The sequence below is a fragment of the Escherichia sp. MOD1-EC6162 genome (genome assembly GCF_002965125.1).
Lineage (GTDB): Bacteria > Pseudomonadota > Gammaproteobacteria > Enterobacterales > Enterobacteriaceae > Escherichia > Escherichia marmotae.
The window spans coordinates 356,706-379,814 of record NZ_PTSB01000001.1; the positions used below are offsets into that span (position 1 = coordinate 356,706).

Below are 23,109 nucleotides of genomic sequence, written 5' to 3' on the forward strand. Positions count from 1 at the left end.
TTAGCTTCCAGAAATTAAAAATCGAGCAGTTTTTCTTCGAGTTGTTCGGCACTGCTTCGCAGTTTATCGAGAAAACGCAGCTTACGCACGGTATCCGCCGCCGCGTCCCACGCCTCGTTGTCTAACTGTTCAACCATCAACTGATGGCGGGTATCAAACATCTTTTTGACGCGTTTGATAAAGCTTTCCAGCCGCGCTTCGTCTTTCGCCTGTTCGATCTCGTCCAGCTCCTCGCGCAGCTCCAGTTGTTCCATCAGGAACGCGGTGTCGCGCACTGTATGCTGCTCGCTGGCAAGATCAAAACCGTGCAGCGAAAGCAGGTATTCTGCCCGCATCAATGGATGACGTAGCGTTTGCCATGCCTGGTTAATGGTTGCGGATTGCTGGACGGCGGCGAGTTGTTCCGCCTGGCTTCCGCTGGCGAATTTATCAGGATGATACTGACGTTGTAGATCCTGAAAACGCAGGCTCAATGCCTGGGTATCGAGTTGATAACGGGCAGGCAAGCCAAAGAGGGTGAAGTAATCCATAACATTCTCAGGGCTGCGATCCGCCGCAATGACGGCGAATCAGGTAAAACAAACCCCACGCGCAGGCGACCACGGTGGGGTTATCGGTATGCGCATCAGACGTGGAAGCTTTCGCCGCAACCACATTCATCTTTTACGTTCGGGTTGGTGAATTTAAACCCTTCGTTCAGGCCTTCTTTTACGAAGTCCAGTTGCGTACCGTCCAGAAATTGCAGGCTTTTGCCATCGACCACGACTTTCACGCCTTTGTCTTCAAACACGATGTCTTCCGGCGTCGGTTCGTCAACAAATTCCAGTACATACGCCATACCTGAACACCCAGAGGTTCTCACACCCAGACGCAGGCCAAACCCTTTACCGCGGTTAGCCAGAAAGGTATTTACTCGCGCTGCTGCACTGTCGCTCAGTGTAATCGACATAACCAAACCTCAACTCTTATTTTGCTTCACGTTTGCTTTTATAGTCCGCAATGGCGGCTTTGATCGCGTCTTCTGCCAGAATAGAACAGTGAATTTTCACCGGTGGCAGTTCAAGTTCTTCAGCAATATCGGTGTTTTTGATCGCCTGTGCTTCGTCGAGAGATTTCCCTTTCACCCATTCGGTCACCAGAGAACTGGAAGCGATAGCGGAACCGCAGCCGTAAGTTTTAAAACGCGCGTCTTCAATGATACCTTCATCGTTGACTTTAATCTGCAACTTCATCACGTCGCCACAGGCTGGTGCACCCACCATGCCGCTGCCCACGTTTTCGTCGTTGTTGTCGAAGGAACCCACGTTACGCGGATTCTCGTAATGGTCGATAACTTTTTCGCTGTAAGCCATTATAAATTCTCCTGATTCCGATACCGATTAATGATGAGCCCATTCGATGCTGTTCAGATCCACGCCCTGCTTGTACATTTCCCACAGCGGAGAAAGGTCACGCAGACGACCGATGGATTTACGAACTAACTCGATGGTGTAGTCGATCTCTTCTTCAGTAGTAAAACGACCTAAAGAGAAACGGATAGAGCTATGTGCCAGCTCGTCGTTCAGCCCCAGCGCACGCAGCACGTAGGACGGTTCGAGACTTGCCGACGTACAGGCGGAACCTGAAGAAACCGCGAGGTCTTTCAGCGCCATAATCAGCGACTCACCTTCAACGTAGTTAAAGCTGACGTTGAGAATGTTCGGCGCACCGTGTTCCAGGTCACCGTTCAGGTAAACTTCTTCGATATCTTTGATGCCGTTCCACAGACGGTTACGCAGGCCGCGCAGACGTTCCATCTCGGTCGCCATCTCTTCTTTTGCGATGCGATAGGCTTCGCCCATACCCACGATCTGGTGAACCGGCAGTGTACCGGAACGCATACCGCGCTCGTGACCGCCGCCGTGCATTTGCGCTTCAATGCGCACGCGTGGTTTACGACGCACATACAGCGCGCCAATACCTTTCGGACCGTAGATTTTGTGACCGGAGAAAGACATCAGGTCAACTTTCAACTGGCTCAGGTCGATAGGCAGTTTACCCACGCTCTGGGTTGCATCAACGTGATAGATAATGCCACGGGCACGGCACATTTCACCGATAGCCGCAATATCCTGTACCACGCCGATTTCGTTATTCACGTGCATGATAGAAACGAGGATGGTGTCATCACGCATCGCCGCTTCGAGTTCTTTCAGATCGATAATTCCGTTACGCTGCGGCGCCAGGTAGGTGACTTCAAAACCTTCACGCTCAAGCTGACGGCAGGTGTCCAGTACCGCTTTGTGTTCGGTTTTGCTGGTGATGATGTGCTTGCCTTTTTTCTGATAAAAGTTGGCTGCACCTTTAATTGCCAGGTTGTCAGATTCGGTTGCGCCAGAGGTAAAGACGATTTCACGCGGGTCAGCACCGACCAGATCGGCAATCTGATTACGGGCGATATCTACTGCTTCTTCAGCCTGCCAGCCGAAACGGTGAGAACGGGAGGCCGGGTTACCAAAGGTTCCGTCCATCGTCATAAACTGCATCATTTTCTCGGCAACACGCGGGTCCACCGGCGTGGTTGCGGAGTAATCGAGATAAATCGGTAATTTCATTGCTCTATAAACTCCGTACATCACTCAATGCAAGGAATCAGGCTACCGGCTGGATGTACGACCGTGTTTACGAAGTGATAAACACTCCGGCCTGACTCTGAATTCTTTTTATTAAGCGCGTAACTTAACGTCGATCGCGTCTTGTGTGCGGGTACGTGGCGCGTCGTGAGTATGTTGACGACCAGACACATCCAGCACTTCCTGGTTATTGACCAGTTCGCCTAAAGTAATGTTGTTGAGAAAACCGGTGAGACGGTCGCTCAAATCACGCCACAGCGCGTGGGTCAGGCATTTATCGCCGCCCTGGCAGCCGCCTTTACCCTGACAACGGGTGGCATCTACAGATTCGTCAACGGCGCTAATCACTTCACCAACGGCGATGCTGCTGGCATCTTTGCCCAACAGATAACCACCGCCAGGTCCACGTACGCTGGAAACCAGACCATTTTTACGCAGACGGGAAAACAGTTGTTCCAGATAAGAAAGGGAAATTCCCTGACGTTCAGAAATATCAGCCAACGGAACCGGGCCTGCTTCGGAGTTGAGCGCAACGTCCAGCATTGCGGTCACGGCATAGCGCCCTTTAGATGTCAGTCTCATGTCTTACTTCACCTCAAACTCGCCCCTGCCCGGGGTTTTTTATTGTAAAAGTGGGGGTATTGCATAGCAGGGTCAAGTCTGACATTCCCGAGTAAATTGGTCAACTATTTACTTGACTGATTTAGTCAGGTATTTAGCCTTCAGTGCCATTTTCTTATCGTGGCATTTGTACCTGTTGTCGGATGCGGCGTAAACGCCTTATCCGACCTACGGTTCCGTGCACTTGTAAGCCTGATAAGACGCGTTAAGCGTCGCATCAGGCAATGACTGTTATTCGGCCTTGTTACCTTTATTCTGCTGCTCAATAGAAGCCAGAATCCCACGCAGGATATTTAACTCCTGACTTTCCGGACGCGCACGCGTAAACAGACGACGCAATTTATTCATCACCTGCCCCGGATGGTTTTCACGAATAAAACCGGTTGCCAGCAACGTTTGCTCCAGATGACCGTAAAAACGTTCCAGATCATCCACCAGCGGATACGGCGTCTCTGCATGCTCAACCTGCTCGCCGTTTTCCTGGGTCGCCAGCCAGGCCATACGCACTTCATAGGCGATAACCTGTACTGCCATCGCCAGGTTCAGCGAGCTGTATTCCGGGTTCGCGGCAATCGCGACATGATAATGGCATTTCTGCAGCTCTTCATTGGTCAAGCCGACGCGCTCGCGACCAAAGACCAGCGCCACCGGCGTGTTTGCCGCTTCAGCGACGCTTTTCAAACCGCATTCGCGCGGGTCGAGCATCGGCCACGGCAGCGTACGGGAACGCGCGCTGGTGCCAACGACCAGGCTACAACCAGCCAACGCTTCGTCGAGTGTATCGACAATCTGCGCATTACCAATCACATCACTGGCTCCCGCTGCCAACGCGATCGCCTGGGAGTCAGGTTTCACCAGAGGATTAACCAGCCACAGATTGGTTAATCCCATTGTTTTCATGGCTCGGGCAACAGAACCCATATTGCCGGTGTGTGACGTCTCCACCAGCACAATTCGAATATTTTGCAGCATTGTCTTTCTTCGTCTAAAGATTATTCGCGCATCTTATCATAAAACGAAGACAGATGCCGATCTCGCTGCTATACTCTGCGCCGTTTTCCCGTTCTTTAACATCCAGTGAGAGAGACCGATGCATCCGATGCTGAACATCGCCGTGCGCGCAGCGCGCAAGGCGGGTAATTTAATTGCCAAAAACTATGAAACCCCGGACGCTGTAGAAGCGAGCCAGAAAGGCAGCAACGATTTCGTGACCAACGTAGATAAAGCTGCCGAAGCGGTGATTATCGACACGATTCGTAAATCTTACCCGCAGCACACCATCATCACCGAAGAAAGCGGTGAACTTGAAGGTACTGATCAGGATGTTCAATGGGTTATCGATCCACTGGATGGCACCACCAACTTTATCAAACGTCTGCCGCATTTCGCGGTATCTATCGCTGTTCGCATCAAAGGCCGCACCGAAGTTGCTGTGGTTTACGATCCTATGCGTAACGAACTGTTCACCGCGACTCGCGGTCAGGGCGCACAACTGAACGGCTACCGTCTGCGTGGCAGCACTGCTCGCGATCTCGACGGTACTATTCTGGCAACTGGCTTCCCGTTCAAAGCAAAACAGTACGCCACCACCTACATTAACATCGTCGGCAAACTGTTCAACGAATGTGCTGACTTCCGTCGTACTGGTTCTGCGGCACTGGATCTGGCTTATGTCGCTGCTGGTCGCGTTGACGGTTTCTTTGAAATCGGTCTGCGTCCGTGGGACTTCGCCGCAGGCGAACTGCTGGTTCGTGAAGCTGGTGGTATCGTCAGCGACTTCACTGGTGGTCATAACTATATACTGACCGGTAACATCGTTGCGGGTAACCCACGCGTAGTAAAAGCCATGCTGTCAAACATGCGTGACGAGTTAAGCGACGCACTGAAGCGTTAATTTCTCTGGCGGGTGATTTCTCTCACCCGCCCTCGCCTTTCAGGCGCTATTCCGAAATACTTTCTCGCCGCTTTACTTTCCCTCACCGCTCTCCCACCATCTTTCCCCGATTAATGGATTACAAAAAAGTCGCAAGGAAAGGTTATGGTCCTGCCAGTAAACAAGCGCGTTTTCAAGATTCTGTTTATTCTCTTTGTTGTTGCCGTCTGCGTTTATTTAGTGCCGCGCGTCGCTATCAATTTTTTCTATTATCCTGATAACAAAATTTATGGCCCTGACCCCTGGTCAGCAGAATCCGTAGAGTTTACCGCTGAAGATGGCACACGCCTGCAAGGCTGGTTTATTCCGTCATCGACTGGCCCCGCTGAAAACGCCATCGCTACGGTAATCCATGCTCATGGCAATGCCGGAAATATGTCTGCACATTGGCCACTGGTCAGTTGGTTACCCGAACGCAATTTCAACGTGTTTATGTTTGATTATCGTGGGTTTGGTAAGTCTAAAGGAACGCCTTCGCAAGCCGGATTACTGGACGATACACTGAGCGCCATCAACGTGGTGCGCCATCGCAGTGATGTAAACCCGCAGCGACTGGTACTGTTTGGTCAGAGTATTGGCGGTGCGAATATTCTTGATGTTATTGGTCAGGGCAATCGTGAGGGCATCCGCGCGGTGATCCTCGACTCCACATTTGCCTCTTACTCAACCATCGCCAACCAGATGATCCCCGGCAGTGGTTACTTACTTGATGAAAGTTACAGCGGTGAAAATTACATTGCCAGCGTCAGCCCCATTCCGCTTTTACTGATTCACGGCAAAGCCGATCACGTTATCCCCTGGCAGCACAGTGAAAAGTTATATGCTCTGGCGAAAGAGCCAAAACGGCTGATTCTGATCCCCGATGGCGAACACATTGACGCTTTTTCCGATCGTCATGGTGATGTTTATCGCGAACAAGCGGTAGATTTTATCCTCAATACGTTGAGCCCGTAGAATTAACCTTAAGATTAAAACCCGATAAAACAGCATGAAATCACCTTAAGACATGGCATTCAACTGGCCATTGCTGTTTATATCGATAAAAATTCTGTGACGCCTGCCCGCATTTCTGATAAATAGCGTTCCATTCACCATTTCCCTAAGCAAACTTTAGCTATCCTTATCAATTATGCTTATGGGAGATCAACAGATGATGTCTACACTTGCTCCACCATCTGCCCTTTCTGCTCCCCAGCGCCGCTGCCAGATCTTGTTAACGCTATTTCAGCCGGGGTTGACCGCCACCACGGCAACGTTTAGCGAGCTTAATGGTGTGGATGATGATATTGCCAGTTTTGATATCAGCGAAACAGGACGGGAGATCCTGCGCTATCATCAACTCACGCTCACTACTGGTTATGACGGTAGCTACCGGATTGAAGGTACAGTACTTAATCAACGTTTATGTTTATTTCACTGGCTACGACGCGGTTTCCGTTTATGCCCGTCATTTATCTCCGGTCGTTTCGCCCCTGCCATAAAGGAAGAATTGAAGCGTCGGGGGATTGCTCGCAACTTTTACGACGATACAAACCTACAAGCTTTAGTTAATCTGTGTTCGCGACGATTGCAAAAATGCTTTGAAGCTCGTGATATTCATTTTCTGTGCCTGTATCTGCAATATTGCCTGCTACAACATCATGCCGGGATCACGCCACAATTTAACCCACAGCAACGTCGATGGGCTGAATCCTGCCTTGAATTTCAGATAGCACAAGAAATTGGCCGCCACTGGCAACGCCGGGCGCGCCAGCCTGTACCACCAGATGAACCGTTGTTTATGGCATTGCTCTTTTCCATGTTGCGGGTTCCCAATCCGCTGCAGGATACCCATCAGCGCGATCGGCAATTGCGTCAGGCTATCGTCCGTCTGGTACAACATTTTCGTGAGCTGGGAAATGTCCGTTTCTATGATGAACAGGGGTTATGCGATCAGCTTTATACTCATCTCGCTCAGGCATTACGCCGCAGTTTGTTTGCCATCGGTATTGATAACACCTTGCCAGAAGAGTTCAGCCGACTTTACCCTCGCCTGGTTCGTACAACCCGCGCGGCGCTGGCCGGGTTTGAAAGTGAATACAATGTCCGTTTTTCCGATGAGGAAAGTGGTCTGGTGGCGGTGATTTTCGGCGCATGGCTGATGCAAGCAAATGAAGTTAACGAAAAACAGATTGTTTTACTGACGGACAATGACAGTGAAAGAGAAGCAAGTATTGAGCAACAATTGCGCGAACTTACGCTACTGCCGCTCAATATTAAACATATATCGGTGAAGGCCTTTTTACGAAATGGCGCACCGAGAAACGCTGTGCTGATTATTGCACCTTATACCATCCCGTTACCGCTCTTTTCGCCGCCGCTGATTCATACGAATCAGACCCTGACCGCACACCAACAGGAGCAGATCCGTAAAATGCTGGAATAATCAGCATGAGGGAACCACTTTTGGGCGCAGAAACATTGCCGGAAGCGCCACCAATGCCATCACCCAGAACACGCCGTGCCCCAGATATTGATACAAGAATCCGGCGAAGACGGTCATGATAGCGATACTGCCGCCCATCGCGACGGCAGAGTAAACCGCCTGCAAACGGCTCACCTCACTACCCTGACGAGCGGCGATATAACGCATGGCGGCCAGGTGGCACACGGTAAAAGTGCCGCAATGCAGGATCTGCACCAATATCAACCACGGTAACTCAGTGGTTGCCCCCATAATGCTCCAACGCGCCACTCCGCAAATCGCTGAGATCAACAACATATCGCGAGCGCTACAGCGACGGAAAAGTTTGTTACTCAGCGCAAAGATGATCACTTCCGCCACCACCCCAAGTGACCACAAATAGCCCACCGCCGAAGCCGAGTAACCCGCTGCCTGCCAGTAAATGGCGCTAAAACCGTAATACGCCGCGTGCGCTCCCTGCAATAGACAAACACAAGCCAGAAAGCGCCAGTTCTGGCGAACCAGCGCCAGCCAGGCCGGCCATCCCGTGCTCTCCTGCTGGCGGCTTACCCCTTGTGGTTGAATGGTCGGGCGAATGAGAAAACCAAGTAGCATGGATGCCACGCCCAGCGTCAACATCGCGAGGATCACCCGATAATCAAACACCGTGACCAGTTTGCCCGTCAGCGCCGAACCAATGACAAATGCCACCGAGCCCCACAGCCGCACTTTGCCGTAATCAAGCGGAAACTGCTTTTGCCAGGTATTCGCCAGCGCGTCAGTCAACGGCACCAGCGGTGAGAAAAAGAGGTTAAAACCGACCATTACCACCATCAGCCACGCGACATGCGCGCCAGCCCAGAAGGCAACGGCAAACAGCAGCGTCAGCAACGCCAGCACCCGCAGCGCGGAAATCAGACGAGAAGGATCGCTGACGCGGGGCGCGATTATCAAACTACCGAGAAAACGGGCAACCAGACCGGCCCCTAACAACAGACCGATGGTTTCTGGCGTTAAGCCAATCCCCTCAAGCCAGACGCTCCAGAAAGGTAGAAAAATGCCGTAGCTAAAAAAGTACGTGAAATAACCGAGCGCCAGCCAGCGCGTGGATTGCAAAACCATGAGTCCCTCCCGTCAGGAGGCGTTAGTCTGGAGTTAATCGAATGTTGTTGCAAGTTGGAAAATAAGAATATTCGAGCGAGCTTCCCGGCATGAAGCAGCAAGCGCATTGTCAGCGACCTGCGCTATGCCGTTATAGCAAACCAGGATAATTAGCGAATATCTCAACGCCTGGGGCGTGGCGAGGTGCCAGAGTGTGTATTACGTTTAAATCACATCTTTTTGCAAAGGGATTGGTTATGAACACACTACGTTATTTTGATTTTGGCGCAGCCCGCCCCGTTTTGTTATTAATTGCCCGTATTGCCATCATCTTAATTTTCATTATTTTTGGTTTTCCCAAAATGATGGGCTTTGACGGTACGGTCCAATATATGGCCTCGCTGGGCGCGCCAATGCCGATGCTGGCGGCAATTATTGCGGTAGTTATGGAAGTGCCTGCCGCGATATTAATCGTGCTTGGTTTTTTCACTCGTCCGCTGGCGGTGCTGTTTATTTTCTACACGCTGGGTACAGCGGTGATTGGCCATCATTACTGGGATATGACGGGGGATGCGGTCGGGCCAAATATGATTAATTTCTGGAAAAATGTCAGTATTGCAGGCGCATTCCTGCTGCTGGCGATTACCGGACCGGGGGCGATTTCTCTCGATCGGCGTTAAAAACATGCCGGATGCGGCGTGAACGCCTTATCCGGCCTACCGCTCCGGCACCCATTGTAGGCCTGTGCATCCGGCATTTTATAAATTACAGCAACTCAACCCGCAACGACATCTCTAAGGTTGTTGACTCCCCCGGCGCAAGCGCAATGAGATCTCCGCCTTCGGGACGATGATGGTCATCCGGCGCATGACTCATCGGCTCCAGGCAGAAGAAATCAAACGCATACCCTTTATCAAACGTCGGATCCGAAACAAAGATGAAATAACACGGTGCGGGCGGCGTCGTTTCCATAGTGATGGCGTAACCCTGCTGTGGCTGCTCAATGCGTGCCTGACCATTCCATCCGGAAAAACCATTGTTCACCCACTGACGCGGCAACGGCGCGAGCTGATTGAAATCCAGCTCCAGCGGTAACTGCGCGCAAAACGCCCCCGCCAGCCACTGTTCCCGCTCCAGCCAGTAACCGCTCGCCTGCGCCTGAATCCGCGTTTGCGACGACAACGGAAAATAAGGATGCCAGCCCGTACCAAACGGCAGCGTCTCTGCACCTTCATTGGTGACAGAGAGCGTGACCGTCAGCGCATCTGCCGTTAAATGAAACGTCTGACTTACCCGATAATGATAAACGCCACCGCGATGTTCATACTCCAGACATAAACTATCATCGCTGCGCGTTACACATTGCCACTGGCCCAGCCAGCCATCGCCGTGCAGATAATGCGCGTCCCATTCAACGTTAGGATGTAGCGGATACTCACGCCCTTGCCAGACAAAGCGGTTGCCGCTCACCCGGTTAGCAAACGGCACCAGCGGAAAACAGGAGGCATCGGTTGCCACACCGTTTTTTTTACCCGGACGTAGCAACGCCGTCGTGTCGTGCCAGAAGCCTTCTATGACTCCGCCCTGGTCAGAGATATCCAGCTTTAGCGCCCCATGAAATAAGGTATAGATGGTCATCCGCTAACTCCTTAATCCGGGAAATTAATCACGACTTTCCCACATTTGCCGCTTGCCATCAGCGCATACGCCTCACCCGCCTGTTCCAGTGAGAAGCGGTGGGTAATGGCGTTACGCGGCCACAGTTTCCAGTCCGTCAGATCGTGAGCGCATTTTTCCATATGGAACAGGCTGGTCACCCAGGAGCCAATAATCCGCCGTTGATGGTGCATCAGTTCGGCGCTGACCTCGAACTCCACTTTTCCAGTTTCCCCGATGTAAACCACGCGTCCCCAGTCGGCGGTGGATTGCAATGCCAGCAAGCGCCCCGCAGCATTACCGGAACAATCGAGCGCAACATCCGCGCCGCCGTGGGTGAGTTCGGCAATTATCTGCGGCAGACCTTCAGTGGTTGCTAAATAACCGTGATCCATCACACCTAACTGTTTCGCCATCGCCAGACGTTCCGGCAACATATCAACGCCGATGATCCGTTTCGCACCGCGACCTTTCGCCAGCATCATCGCCATCATCCCGACCGGCCCCAGACCGACCACCAGCACGTTATCGCTGCCGGAGACTTCGCCGCGCAAAATCCCTTCATACGCCGTGCCAACGCCGCAACTGATAAACGCTCCATCTTCGTAGCTCAGTGCGTCTGGCAGGAGGATCAGATCTTTTTCTTCCGCCAGCAGATATTCGGCATGACCGCCATCACGCTGCCAGCCGTAAGCCGCTTTTCCTTTACCGGTACAAGAGATAGGAAAGCCGCGGCGGCAATTCGGGCAAAAACCACAGCCGGAAATGTGATACACCAGCACGCGGTCACCCTCTTTAAAATGTCGACAGCCTTGCCCCATAGCCACAATCTGCCCGCACGGTTCATGACCGTTGATAAATCCCTGATACAACGGTTTATCGGGCGCCGCCGCCGTGGCGCGGTGTTGATGATAGATATAGTGGACATCGCTTCCGCAAATCCCGGAGGATTTCATTTTGATCAGTACCTGGTTAATCCCCGGCGTCGGCACCGCAACTTCCCGTAGATCAACGGTCGAATTTCCTGGTAAGTAAGCTGCCAGCATCGTTTTCATAAGTCCCTCATTAACAATACGATTAATTTTCATCCCTGCCGCACCCGCGCCAGGGGCGTTAATATTTAGCGTTTCGCTTTACTGCTTCGCTGGGTCAGCAAGATATTCGCCAGTACCGCCACCACGATGATGACGCCGCGGACCACCTGCTGGAAAAAGGAGTTAATTCCGAGCAGCACCAGACCGTTACCGATTAGCGTAATGACCAGAACGCCAAGCAGCGTACCGAACAGGGAGCCGCGACCGCCGGAAAGCGCAGTACCACCAACTACCACGGCTGCGATCACGTCAAACTCCAGACCGTTTGCCGCGCCTGCGTTACCAGAACCGAGGCGCGCCGCCAGTAAAATGCCGGTCACCGCCGCTAATAATCCTGAAAGGGTAAAAATAAGAATGCGTACTCGCCGGACGTTAATCCCGCACAACTGCGCCGCCGTGGCATTACCGCCCACAGCAAAAACCGAACGCCCGAAGGCAGTTTTACGGCTGATGAACACAAACAGCGCAAACAACACCATCATGATCAGCGCGGATACCGGCACGCCGAGAAATTGCCCACCCAGCCAGTCCAGTACCTCGTTTTCGTCAATCGGCACAGGCAGGGCGTTAGTCATAAACAGCCCCATACCGCGCAGGGCGCTCCACAACCCCAGCGTGGCCACAAAACTTGGCACGTTAAACACGCCACGTAACACCCCGGCGAGCGTTCCCATCAGCGCGCCTAACAGCAACACCAACAAACACGCCACCGCCAGAGGAACCTCAAATTGCAGTAAAAATGCCAGGCACACCGAGACAAAAGCCACCATTGGCCCAACGCTGACATCAATTTCACCGGAGATAATAATCAGCGTCATCGCCCAGGCGGCAATACCGATGGTGGCGGCATCACGTAGCACGTTCATCTGGTTATTTAATGAGATAAAGCCTGGTGCGTTCAGGGAGAAGACCAGATACAAAATGGCTATCACCACCAGCAAACCGATCTCATTAATGTGGCGACTGACAAATTGTTTGAGCGAGACGCTCTTGCCCTGCGGCAATGGTAATGACGAAGCAGACATCTTCAGGTTCCTCGGTAAAATTCATCAGTGCACAGACAGAATGGCGGACATCAGCTCATCCACATTGACCGGCGAGTGAAACTCCTGCGAGAACGTGCCGTGCTGTAACAACAGGATGCGGTCGCACACCAGCGGCAACTCCTCCACTTCACTGGAGATAAACACCACGCTTTTTCCTTCTGCGGCCAGCTCGCGGACAATACGGTAAATCTGCTGCTTGGCTTCGATATCGACGCCGCGCGTTGGCTCGTCGAGCAACAGAATCTGGCTGGCGGCATAGACCCAACGACCGATCACCACTTTTTGCTGATTACCGCCGGAAAGCGTACCAATCGGCGTTTCGCTACTGGCAGCCTTGACTGTCATCCGTTGCATCACCTCTTCGGTCAGGCGGCGGATGGTGGACCATTGCAGCACGCCGTTAGCGCTGATTTTTTGCCGGTTGGTCAGCACTGTATTTTCGTCAACGCCCAGCCAGGGAATGATCCCCGCTTCTTTGCGATTTTCCGGGGTATAGCCGATGCCGCGTTTCAACATGTCGCCGTAATCCGGGCGCGTGATTTTCTCGCCGTTGATAACAATTTCGCCCTGCTCAAACGCTTCCAGTCCAACAATCGCTTTCAGCAATTCACTGCGCCCGGCTCCCAGCAGGCCAGCAATACCGAGCACTTCACCACGACGCAGTGAAAAATTGATCTCCGCAAGTTTTGGTCTGTGGCGTAACGCACGAACATCCAGCACGATCTGGTCAGCAATTTCCTGGGCGGCAACCGGCGCAATATCAACGTGATCGCGTCCAAGCATCAGCGACACAATATGACGGGTGGAGGTGTTTTCGAGCATCACATCGCCCGCCACCTGACCATCGCGCATGACGGTGGCGCAGGAAGCGATACGGCGGATTTCTTCCATCCGGTGGCTGACATAAATCACCGCCACGCCCAGTGCCGACATCTTTTTCACGGCGCTGATCACCAGTTCAACTTCCGCACTGGCAAGCGAACTGGTAGGTTCATCAAGAATGACCACGCGCGGCTCGCCCTTCATCACCCGCGCAATTTCCACCAGTTGCTTTTGCGCCGGACTTAGCGTCGATACAAGTTGTTCAGGGCTAACGTCGACACCCAGCGCCTGTAAGCAACATTGGGCATCCTGCGCCATTTGCGGGTAATCAATCATGCCGTTGCGGCGTGGCCATTGACCAAGGCAGAGGTTTTCCGCCACCGTCAGCCCCTCCACCAGACTTAACTCCTGATAAACCGCGCGTACCCCCAGTTCAGCGGCACGGCGAGTCAGCGTAGCTTCGTCACCTTCCAGCCGCGTCTCGCCAATCCAGATATCGCCGCTGTCCGGGCGTTCGCTGCCGGTGAGCATTCGAATGAGGGTCGATTTGCCCGCGCCGTTTTTACCTAACAGCGCGCGAACTTCGCCTTTATTGAGCGTGAAATTAACGTTATCCAGCGCAACGACGCCGGGATAACGCTTATTTCCTGCCACCACTTTTGCTACCGGGACTGCCTCTGTTGCCGTGAACATAGGGACCTCTGCGAATCAGCTATTAGGGCAGACCATCAACATGCGTTGCCAGCCACTGCTTACCGTCTTCCGTTTTGGTATAGAGATCGATAGGCACCTGAATCACTTTCTCACCGTCGGCTTTTTTATCGATAACCTTCAATGTTTGCGCAAAAACAGCGTTACCCATTTTCTTACCGGAAATATCCACTACCGCTTTCAGCACCTGGTTGTTTTCCAGTTCCAGGGCAATTTCAGTCGTCATATCTGAACCAAAGACGGCAATTTTCCCGGCCTGATTTTGATTACGTACTGCTTTAACTGCGCCGAGTGTCGCGCCGCCCGATTCCCCCATAATGGCGTTGAGATCCGGCGTGGAGATAATCAGTTTTTCACCGACAGAAATCGCTTTATCTAAAACAGTACCTTCCTGATTCGCGACAATTTGCGCTCCGGGAACACGGGCTTTTAATACTTCTTCAAACCCTTTACGCCGCTGCACACAAACTTCAAAAGCTTCGCAATTTATGACGGCAATTTTTGGTTGTTCAATTTTGTTGGCAATAAAATAATCGGCGGCGGCATTACCCAGTTTTTTACCGAATTCCAGAGGATCGCCCACCAGATACGCCGAGACATATTTATCGACCCCTTTCTGATTAATACAGGTGTTGTAGCAAATCACTGGAATACCCGCCTCACTGGCGCGTCGAACGGTGCGGCTACTGCCATTTTCAGACACTGCCGACAAAATAATGGCATCAACATTACGCGCCACGAGGGTATCAACAAAAGTACTTTCTTTTGAAATATCCCCCTGTGCGTTGGTTTCTATTAACTGTACCTGTACTGAGGAATCTTTTGCCGCATCCTGAACACCCTGACGTACACCGGCGTAATATCCCTGAGTATCAAGATATATTGCGCCAATGGTCATTTCTTTTTCCGCAGCCCTGGCGAATAGTGCGCTACCCAAAAGCGTAGCTATTAAAATTATATTACGGGTTGCTCTCATTTTTTCAGGCATAGTGCCTCCTGTAGGGTTTTTATTTACAACGGCTTATTTTAATTATTTAGTGATGAGCGGCAGCGCATGCCGCTCAAATATTACAGTTAATAGGGTTTAGTGAACGTAGTTAAAAATAAAAGGCATCACGGTGGTGAATAATGCCGCTTTCGGCCAGGCCGGATTAATCGCCGTCAGTTCAGCGCGCACAGATTCATATTGCGCAATCTCCCCTAATCCCGCAGCCGCCAGCATCGACACCATCAGGCATTTTTCTTTATGCTGCTGTTGTAAATCGCCATACAGCGACAACAAGTCCGGTTGTGAAACAGCAAAGAAATCCGCTTCGATACTGGTTTTCGCCATCTGTTGCGCCCACTGTTTCATTTTACTGAACAGTTGCTGTGCCGTTTGTTGTTCGCCCAGCAATCGCAGTGCCATCCCTTGCCAGAAGAGATAATCGACCGGCTGATCGTTGTAATAACTGTGGATGTTAATGGTGCGATCGCCGGTCGCCGCCATTCGTAAGCAGCGCGTCGCCTCAGCTTCATCGCCCTGCGTTTTCGCGCATACTGCCTGCCAGAACCAGATGTCGTTATCAGTCTGCCCAGGTAAACGACCTTCGCTTAAATTCTCCGGATAATGCAACGCGGCATGAAGCAGTTCGCTTGCCTGCTGCGGCTGTCTGGCATCAAGGTGTTGCCAGGCGCGTAACAACTGGTTGAGGATAAACTGGCAGGTAACTTTCCCTTCCCCGCCTTCCCACGGATGGAATTTGCGCGTGGCGAGAATGTCCGCCGCTTTGTCTGCCTGACCGGTGAGATGCCACAAATTGAGCAGTTCTGCGGTCATGTCGTCGCGTTTCAGGGCAATTTCCAGATTATTTTCCAGACGCGCCAGTCGTTTCTCCGGCGAAGATCCGGTTAACTTATCCAGCAAATCGCGTTCGAAAAGCAGACGTGCATCCTGTGGCGCAAGCTGATAAGCATTATCAAGATAACGCGCGGCCAGTTCATCATCGTGCTGCTTATTCCACGCATGGATCGCCAACCCGCGCCAGCCGTCGGCAAACTCCGGCGACATCTCTACGCAACGCTGCCATAAGGCAATGGCTTTGTCGTAGCAACGCTTGTTGTAGTAGAAGCAGGCCAGTAAATGACGGGCGAACCAACACTCTTCAATGCTCTCCAGTGCCGCCACTTCCTCCAGCGTATTCGGGAAACGGACAAACTGCGGAAAGACATCAATGGCTTTTGTCACCAGTTCGCCACGATCAGCTTTCGGCAATAAGCTCGCTTGCAGATAAAGCGGCAACGTGCGTTGGCAGTCCAGTGCGTTCAGCATCTCTGCCGCCAGGGCGGGCATTCCCCAGTTAATCAACTGCCCGGCAGTCATCAGGGCGTTCACGTCGCGCCCCTGACACAGACCTCGCCACTGCGTGAAGGCAGATTCAGAACGACCATCGAACCAGTTCAACCACCACAGGGTGGCGTTCAGCGGATAATCGCGCAGCAGTTTCTCGCGCTGTAAACGCGCATTATCCTGACGGCCGCTTAATACCAGCAGCAGATTATGCAGGCAAAGCACTTCCTGATTAGTTGGGCAGGCGCGCAGGCTTTGTTGGCAAAAATCCAGCCCTGCCTCGAAGTTGCCATTACGCGCCGCCAGTCGTGCCAGACCGTAATAGCCGCCCGCTTTACTGTTGCCGCTCCAGACTGCACGCCAGAAATCCTCTTCGGCTTGTTGATATTGCCCCTGACGTTCGTAAGCACTGGCGCGAATCAAACTTGCCTGTCCGCACTGCGGATTTTTATTCAGCGCATGTGCGCGTTTTAGCGCCTGACTGGCATATGCCACCGCTTGCGGGAAATCTGCGCGGTTATATTCCAGCATCGCCAGCGCCAGGTTGCAGCGATAATCGAGCGGATCCAACGCCACGCCGCGCAGGTAGTAATCGAACGGCGAACGGCTGGCGTGATGGTATTGCTCCAGATGCTGACCGACAAACCAGGCTTCATCTGTACTGGTAATGTCTTGTGCTGCCAGTGGCGCTTTAGCAACGTCCGGCAACGGTAGCTCTTGCGGCTGATGTTCTTGATAACTCAGTACAATATTGCCGTCAGCATCGGAAAGTTCGATAGTCAATCTGCCCGGATCAATACCGTATAACACGCCCTGGATGGCGGTCGCTGGTGTCAGGGCTACGGCATCGTCAAGTAACACGTTGCATTTGCCGATTTCGCGGATCGCCAGACGATATCCACTCAACGGGGAGATGGCATACAGCCCCCACTCAATCCCCCGCTCGCTACGCTCTAATTTAATCACCGCGTCGCGGGAGGCGTTTTGCACCATACCCAGAGAATGATAAGGCAGGAAATACTGCTCGAAACGCTTCTCTTCGTAAGCATCAAGCCAGGTAAAATCGGGCTGGTTGTCAGCAAAAATGCCAGTCATCAGTTCGATATACGGGCCGTTATTGTCGGTCAGGCTCTTATCCCACGCCTGACCAAATTCACTGTGTCCCCAGCTCCACTGTTTTTTACCTGGTGCAATATGGTGGTTGGCAACGTGAAGCAAACCGCCATCTTCATCGTGACACCACGCGCCAACAAAATCGTACTGTGATTTTTCGGCCATATATGATGTTGGAACGGGTACATTTTTATAACGAGAAATGTCCACCCCGGCGGAGTAGTCCACTTTGTAATAGGTTCCGGTGGCAATGGGGAAAGCTGAAACGGCCCGTTTGCCATGATCGAATACCGCAGTCACATCCGGTGGGAAAACACTCTGATGCCCTTCACCACCTTTCACCGCCGGATTGGCCCACCACAAAAAATGACGCGGCGTAGCATTGCCGTTATAGACGCGGCTGGCGATTTCCAGTGCGGCACGGTCAGGGCGCAGCGTGAAACCGGTCATCACCTGTAAACCGTGCATCGGCTCCGTTTCGCCAACCCATACAGTCTGTGCGCCATCTTCATGTGCTTCGATGGCGAAATCAACGGGCATAAAGGTGGTCGGGCGATGGTGTTGCGGCCAGTTAAACTCAATCCCGCCCGAGATCCACGGCCCCAGCAGCCCTACCAGCGCCGGTTTTATCACCTCATTGTGATAGACAAAATCGCGCTGTTTTACTTTATCCCACGCGCGATGCACACGACCGCCCAGTTCCGGCAGGATCATCACTTTGATGTAGTCGTTTTCCAGCCATACCGCCTGCCACGATTTCAGGGTTTTCTGCTCGCTCAGCGTATCCGTCACGCCATAAGGATAAACAGCGCCGGACGATCCCTGATAAACGCGATTTTCCAGAAACATGGGATGTATATCCTGCGGCCCGGTTTCATAGGTCGGGATCTCAACGCGCTCTTGCCACACTTTTACTGGAGTCATGGTGCCCTCAATATTAACAAGACATACTGAATTAAAAGATTTGTGGCAGTGTATTGAACAATCTGGCAATGTTTTCGCGGAATAATCACGCAATTAACTAAACAAGGTTTAGTGAAGATGAGAGCCTGCATTAACAATCAACAGATCCGCCACCATAACAAATGCGTGATTCTGGAGCTGCTGTACCGGCAAAAACGTGCCAATAAATCGACGCTGGCCCGACTGGCGCAAATTTCAATTCCGGCAGTCAGTAATATTTTGCAGGAGCTGGAAAACGAAAAGCGGGTGGTGAATATCGACGATGAAAGCCAGACGCGCGGGCATAGCAGCGGCACATGGCTCATTGCACCGGAGGGTGCCTGGACGCTGTGTCTGAACGTTACGCCCACCAGCATTGAGTGTCAGGTCGCTAATGCCTGTTTAAGTCCGAAAGGTGAATTTGAACGCTTTCAGATTGACGCTCCGACACCGCAGGCGCTATTGGCGGAGATCGAAAAATGCTGGCATCGCCATCGCAAACTGTGGCCAGAGCGCACTATCAATCTGGCGCTGGCAATTCACGGCCAGGTTGATCCGGTCACCGGCGTATCGCAAACCATGCCGCAAGCGCCGTGGACAGCGCCGGTTGAGGTGAAATATCTGCTGGAAGAAAAGCTCGGCATTCGGGTAATGGTCGATAATGACTGCGTGATGCTGGCGCTGGCGGAGAAATGGCAAAAAAATTCGCAGGGGCGTGATTTCTGCGTGATCAACGTTGATTACGGCATTGGCTCGTCGTTCGTGATTAACGAGCAAATTTATCGCGGCAGTTTGTATGGCAGCGGACAGATTGGTCACACCATCGTTAACCCCGATGGCGTCGCCTGTGATTGTGGACGTTACGGCTGCCTGGAAACCGTCGCCTCGTTAAGCGCATTAAAAAAGCAGGCGCGGGTATGGCTAAAATCACAGCCGGACAATACTCAACTTGATCCCGAAAAACTGACTACAGCGCAATTAATCGCTGCCTGGCAAAGTGGAGAACCGTGGGTCACCAGTTGGGTTGACCGCAGTGCTAACGCCATTGGTTTAAGTCTGTATAACTTCCTCAACATCCTCAATATTAATCAGATTTGGCTGTATGGTCGTAGTTGCGCCTTTGGCGAGAACTGGCTTAATACCATTATTCGCCAGACAGGGTTTAATCCGTTCGACCGCGATGAAGGGCCTGGCGTGAAAGCGACGCAAATTGGCTTCGGGCAATTAAGCCGCGCGCAACAGGTGCTGGGGATTGGCTATTTGTATGTTGAAGCGCAGTTACGGCAAATTTAATGCCGCGATAACGTAACAAGGCTTCCCGAAGGAAGCCTCGCGATGATCACAAACGTAAGATTGCCTGATGCGCTACGCTTATCAGGCCTACACGGATATTGCAATGTATTGAATTTGCAAAGTTTTGTAGGCCGGATAAGGCGTTCATGCCGCATCCGGCATGAACAACGAGCACATTGTCAGCAAACCACCGTTTCGCTTATGCGTAAACCGGGTAGCGAGCGCAGATGTCGAGAACTTTACCTTTGATGCGCTCGATAACCGCTTCATCATTGATGCTGTCCAGCACGTCACACATCCAGCCAGCCAGTTCTTTCGCTTCTGCTTCTTTAAAGCCGCGACGGGTAATCGCCGGAGTACCCACACGAATACCGGAGGTCACAAACGGGCTCTTCGGATCGTTCGGTACGCTGTTTTTGTTCACGGTGATGTTAGCACGGCCCAGAGCGGCGTCAGCTTCTTTACCGGTCAGGTTTTTATCAACCAGATCAACCAGGAACAGGTGGTTATCAGTACCGCCGGAAACCACTTTGTAGCCGCGCTCGAGGAACACTTCTACCATCGCTTTGGCGTTTTTCGCGACCTGCTGCTGGTAAGTTTTGAACTCCGGCTCCATCGCTTCTTTCAGCGCTACTGCTTTACCGGCGATTACGTGCATCAGCGGACCGCCCTGCCCACCCGGGAAGACAGCAGAGTTCAGTTTTTTGTACAGTTCTTCGCTACCACCTTTCGCCAGGATCAGGCCGCCGCGCGGACCCGCCAGGGTTTTGTGAGTGGTAGTAGTGACAACGTGAGCATGAGGAACCGGGTTCGGATAGACGCCAGCAGCAACCAGGCCCGCAACGTGCGCCATATCAACGAACAAGTAAGCACCGATGCTGTCAGCGATTTCACGCATTTTCGCCCAGTCAACCACGCCGGAATATGCTGAGAAGCCGCCGATGATCATTTTCGGTTTGTGTTCTTTCGCTTGTTTTTCCAGATCTGCGTAGTCGATATGACCTGTTGCATCGATACCGTAAGGAACGATGTTGTACAGTTTACCGGAGAAGTTAACCGGAGAACCGTGAGTCAGGTGACCGCCGTGTGCCAGGTTCATACCCAGAACGGTATCGCCTGGTTCCAGCAGCGCGGTGTAGACCGCAAAGTTAGCCTGGGAACCGGAGTGCGGCTGAACGTTAGCGTAGTCAGCGCCGAACAGCTCTTTCGCGCGATCAATCGCCAGTTGTTCGACGATATCAACATACTCGCAACCGCCGTAGTAACGTTTACCCGGATAACCTTCAGCATATTTGTTGGTTAGCTGAGAGCCCTGTGCTTGCATTACGCGCGGGCTGGTGTAGTTTTCGGAGGCGATCAGTTCGATGTGCTCTTCCTGACGTACTTTTTCCTGCTCCATAGCCTGCCACAGTTCGGCATCATAATCGGCAATGTTCATTTCACGCTTTAACATCCGCATCTCCTGACTCAGCTAACAATAAAATTTTTTCGCCTAATTTTGGCGGTCCTGATGGACAACGGCGAACAGTATAACCGAATCATTCTGCGATAACAGGTCTTGACAAAGGAATTTACGCAAACGATTACCTTCAAGCACGTCAAGGCTTTGGTGAATAAAGGACTTACTCCCGGAAACGGATTTCTTTTCAGGTTTGTGATGCAAATTTTTCACTTCATCACATTCCTAATGAAAAACACCAAGGAACCATTTACAGGACAGGGTTATTTTTTATAAGATGCATTTGAGATACATCAATTAAGATGCAAAAAAAAGGAAGACTCTATGCTTGACGCTCAAACCATCGCTACAGTAAAAGCCACTATCCCTTTGCTGGTGGAAACAGGGCCGAAATTAACCGCCCATTTCTACGACCGTATGTTTACTCATAACCCAGAACTCAAAGACATTTTCAATATGAGTAACCAGCGTAATGGCGATCAACGTGAAGCCCTGTTTAACGCCATTGCCGCCTACGCCAGTAATATTGAAAACCTGCCTGCGCTGCTGCCAGCAGTGGAGAAAATCGCGCAGAAACACACCAGCTTCCAGATCAAACCGGAGCAGTACAACATCGTAGGCGAACACCTGCTGGCCACCCTCGACGAAATGTTCAGCCCGGGTCAGGAAGTGCTGGACGCATGGGGCAAAGCGTATGGCGTACTGGCAAATGTGTTTATCAATCGCGAAGCAGAAATTTATAACGAAAACGCCAGCAAAGCCGGTGGCTGGGAAGGTACGCGCGATTTCCGCATTGTGGCTAAAACACCACGCAGCGCATTGATCACCAGTTTCGAACTGGAACCGGTCGACGGTGGCGCAGTGGCAGAATACCGTCCGGGACAATATCTCGGCATTTGGCTGAAGCCGGAAGGTTTCCCGCATCAGGAAATTCGTCAGTACTCTTTGACCCGTAAACCGGATGGCAAAGGCTATCGTATTGCAGTGAAACGCGAAGATGGCGGACAGGTATCCAACTGGCTGCACAATCACGCTAACGTTGGCGATGTCGTTAAGCTGGTGGCTCCGGCTGGTGATTTCTTTATGGATGTAGCGAATGACACGCCAGTGACCTTAATCTCTGCGGGTGTCGGTCAGACGCCAATGCTGGCGATGCTCGACACGTTGGCAAAAACAGGCCATAGCGCCCAGGTGAACTGGTTCCATGCTGCAGAAAATGGCGATGTTCACGCCTTTGCCGATGAAGTTAAGGAACTGGGGCAATCGCTGCCGCGCTTTACCGCGCATACCTGGTATCGTCAGCCGAGTGAAGCCGATCGCGCGAAAGGTCAGTTTGATAGCGAAGGTCTGATGGATCTGAGCAAACTCGAAGGTGCGTTCAGCAATCCGGCAATGCAGTTCTATCTCTGCGGCCCGGTTGGCTTCATGCAGTTTGCCGCAAAACAGTTAGTGGATCTGGGCGTGAAGCAGGAAAACATTCATTACGAATGCTTTGGCCCACATAAGGTGCTGTGATTTGATATTGCCGGATGGAGACATCCGGCAACCCCGACGCGGTTTAAATTGCCGCGTCGTCCTCTTCACCGGTACGGATACGAATGACCCGTGCCACGTCAAAGACGAAGATTTTACCGTCACCAATTTTACCGGTTTGCGCTGTGCGAATAATGGTGTCTACACAGGTATCCACAATGTCGTCGGGTACGACGATCTCAATTTTCACCTTCGGCAGAAAATCCACCATATACTCCGCGCCGCGATACAGCTCGGTATGGCCTTTCTGGCGGCCAAAACCTTTCACTTCGGTTACCGTCATACCGGTAATGCCGACTTCAGCCAGTGCTTCGCGGACATCGTCCAGCTTGAAGGGTTTAATAATCGCATCAATCTTTTTCATGCTATTCCTTGAAAAGGTCGCCTGTCTTTTGATCTGC

General features: G+C 52.1%; 21 protein-coding genes. 6 read left to right on the forward strand and 15 right to left on the reverse strand.

The window, feature by feature from the left end; all coding sequences use genetic code 11:
- Positions 1 to 14: 14 nt before the first annotated feature.
- The 6 genes from hscB to trmJ form a co-directional block, all read right to left on the reverse strand.
- A complete protein-coding gene (gene hscB / locus A9587_RS01680; RefSeq protein WP_000384411.1) occupies positions 15 to 530 on the reverse strand; it encodes a co-chaperone HscB in 516 nt (171 codons plus the stop codon).
- A gap of 95 nt (positions 531 to 625) precedes the next feature.
- On the reverse strand, positions 626 to 949 hold the full coding sequence (gene iscA, locus A9587_RS01685; protein ID WP_000028953.1) for an iron-sulfur cluster assembly protein IscA: 324 nt from the start codon (positions 947 to 949) through the stop codon (positions 626 to 628).
- 16 nt (positions 950 to 965) lie between these two features.
- Positions 966 to 1,352, reverse strand: a complete 387-nt coding sequence (gene iscU, locus A9587_RS01690) for a Fe-S cluster assembly scaffold IscU (RefSeq protein ID WP_000331707.1) — start codon at positions 1,350 to 1,352, stop codon at positions 966 to 968.
- A 27-nt stretch (positions 1,353 to 1,379) separates the two neighbouring features.
- Positions 1,380 to 2,594, reverse strand: coding sequence for a cysteine desulfurase (gene iscS, locus A9587_RS01695; RefSeq protein WP_001295373.1), 1,215 nt, complete (start codon positions 2,592 to 2,594; stop codon positions 1,380 to 1,382).
- Between the two features lie 111 nt (positions 2,595 to 2,705).
- Positions 2,706 to 3,194 (reverse strand): Fe-S cluster assembly transcriptional regulator IscR, encoded by a 489-nt coding sequence (iscR, locus tag A9587_RS01700; protein ID WP_001241357.1) that lies wholly within the window; start codon positions 3,192 to 3,194, stop codon positions 2,706 to 2,708.
- 270 nt (positions 3,195 to 3,464) lie between these two features.
- A complete protein-coding gene (trmJ, locus tag A9587_RS01705) occupies positions 3,465 to 4,205 on the reverse strand; it encodes a tRNA (cytosine(32)/uridine(32)-2'-O)-methyltransferase TrmJ (protein WP_000940037.1) in 741 nt (246 codons plus the stop codon).
- Between the two features lie 118 nt (positions 4,206 to 4,323).
- Here trmJ and suhB point away from each other — a divergent pair, with 118 nt between their 5' ends.
- The 3 genes from suhB (at position 4,324) to csiE (ending at position 7,591) form a co-directional block, all read left to right on the forward strand.
- Entirely contained in the window at positions 4,324 to 5,127 is an 804-nt protein-coding gene (gene suhB / locus A9587_RS01710; RefSeq protein WP_000553448.1) for an inositol-1-monophosphatase, read from the forward strand.
- 144 nt (positions 5,128 to 5,271) lie between these two features.
- Positions 5,272 to 6,120 carry an alpha/beta hydrolase gene (locus tag A9587_RS01715; RefSeq protein ID WP_001516879.1) on the forward strand — a complete coding sequence of 283 codons (849 nt, stop codon included), beginning with the start codon at positions 5,272 to 5,274 and terminating at the stop codon, positions 6,118 to 6,120.
- Positions 6,121 to 6,316: 196 nt separating this feature from the next.
- Positions 6,317 to 7,591: a stationary phase inducible protein CsiE gene (csiE, locus tag A9587_RS01720; RefSeq protein ID WP_105263384.1), complete on the forward strand. Its 1,275-nt coding sequence runs from the start codon at positions 6,317 to 6,319 to the stop codon at positions 7,589 to 7,591.
- Here csiE and A9587_RS01725 read toward each other — a convergent pair whose 3' ends face one another.
- A complete protein-coding gene (locus A9587_RS01725) occupies positions 7,592 to 8,731 on the reverse strand; it encodes a 3-phenylpropionate MFS transporter (protein ID WP_105263385.1) in 1,140 nt (379 codons plus the stop codon). It abuts the gene before it with no gap.
- Between the two features lie 236 nt (positions 8,732 to 8,967).
- Here A9587_RS01725 and A9587_RS01730 point away from each other — a divergent pair, with 236 nt between their 5' ends.
- Positions 8,968 to 9,390, forward strand: a complete 423-nt coding sequence (locus A9587_RS01730; protein ID WP_001094718.1) for a DoxX family protein — start codon at positions 8,968 to 8,970, stop codon at positions 9,388 to 9,390.
- A gap of 85 nt (positions 9,391 to 9,475) precedes the next feature.
- Here A9587_RS01730 and A9587_RS01735 read toward each other — a convergent pair whose 3' ends face one another.
- The 6 genes from A9587_RS01735 to A9587_RS01760 all read right to left on the reverse strand — a co-directional run bounded on the left by A9587_RS01735 (position 9,476) and on the right by A9587_RS01760 (position 18,405).
- Positions 9,476 to 10,348: an aldose 1-epimerase gene (locus A9587_RS01735; RefSeq protein WP_001516882.1), complete on the reverse strand. Its 873-nt coding sequence runs from the start codon at positions 10,346 to 10,348 to the stop codon at positions 9,476 to 9,478.
- Positions 10,349 to 10,359: 11 nt separating this feature from the next.
- Positions 10,360 to 11,454 (reverse strand): zinc-dependent alcohol dehydrogenase family protein, encoded by a 1,095-nt coding sequence (locus A9587_RS01740; protein WP_172953841.1) that lies wholly within the window; start codon positions 11,452 to 11,454, stop codon positions 10,360 to 10,362.
- A gap of 32 nt (positions 11,455 to 11,486) precedes the next feature.
- Positions 11,487 to 12,485: an ABC transporter permease gene (locus tag A9587_RS01745; RefSeq protein WP_001276671.1), complete on the reverse strand. Its 999-nt coding sequence runs from the start codon at positions 12,483 to 12,485 to the stop codon at positions 11,487 to 11,489.
- Between the two features lie 24 nt (positions 12,486 to 12,509).
- Positions 12,510 to 14,021: a sugar ABC transporter ATP-binding protein gene (locus A9587_RS01750; protein WP_105263386.1), complete on the reverse strand. Its 1,512-nt coding sequence runs from the start codon at positions 14,019 to 14,021 to the stop codon at positions 12,510 to 12,512.
- Between the two features lie 22 nt (positions 14,022 to 14,043).
- Positions 14,044 to 15,027: a substrate-binding domain-containing protein gene (locus tag A9587_RS01755; RefSeq protein WP_105263387.1), complete on the reverse strand. Its 984-nt coding sequence runs from the start codon at positions 15,025 to 15,027 to the stop codon at positions 14,044 to 14,046.
- A 96-nt stretch (positions 15,028 to 15,123) separates the two neighbouring features.
- Positions 15,124 to 18,405, reverse strand: coding sequence for a DUF5107 domain-containing protein (locus A9587_RS01760; RefSeq protein WP_105263388.1), 3,282 nt, complete (start codon positions 18,403 to 18,405; stop codon positions 15,124 to 15,126).
- Positions 18,406 to 18,522: 117 nt separating this feature from the next.
- Between A9587_RS01760 and A9587_RS01765 the strand changes: the two genes are divergently transcribed.
- A complete protein-coding gene (locus A9587_RS01765; RefSeq protein ID WP_001516887.1) occupies positions 18,523 to 19,716 on the forward strand; it encodes an ROK family protein in 1,194 nt (397 codons plus the stop codon).
- A gap of 199 nt (positions 19,717 to 19,915) precedes the next feature.
- Here A9587_RS01765 and glyA read toward each other — a convergent pair whose 3' ends face one another.
- Positions 19,916 to 21,169 carry a serine hydroxymethyltransferase gene (gene glyA / locus A9587_RS01770; protein ID WP_000919159.1) on the reverse strand — a complete coding sequence of 418 codons (1,254 nt, stop codon included), beginning with the start codon at positions 21,167 to 21,169 and terminating at the stop codon, positions 19,916 to 19,918.
- Positions 21,170 to 21,499: 330 nt separating this feature from the next.
- Here glyA and hmpA point away from each other — a divergent pair, with 330 nt between their 5' ends.
- A complete protein-coding gene (gene hmpA / locus A9587_RS01780) occupies positions 21,500 to 22,690 on the forward strand; it encodes an NO-inducible flavohemoprotein (protein WP_000883084.1) in 1,191 nt (396 codons plus the stop codon).
- Positions 22,691 to 22,733: 43 nt separating this feature from the next.
- On the opposite strand, the gene glnB is transcribed toward hmpA, so the two are convergent.
- Positions 22,734 to 23,072 carry a nitrogen regulatory protein P-II gene (gene glnB / locus A9587_RS01785; RefSeq protein WP_000717694.1) on the reverse strand — a complete coding sequence of 113 codons (339 nt, stop codon included), beginning with the start codon at positions 23,070 to 23,072 and terminating at the stop codon, positions 22,734 to 22,736.
- Positions 23,073 to 23,109 lie beyond the last annotated feature (37 nt).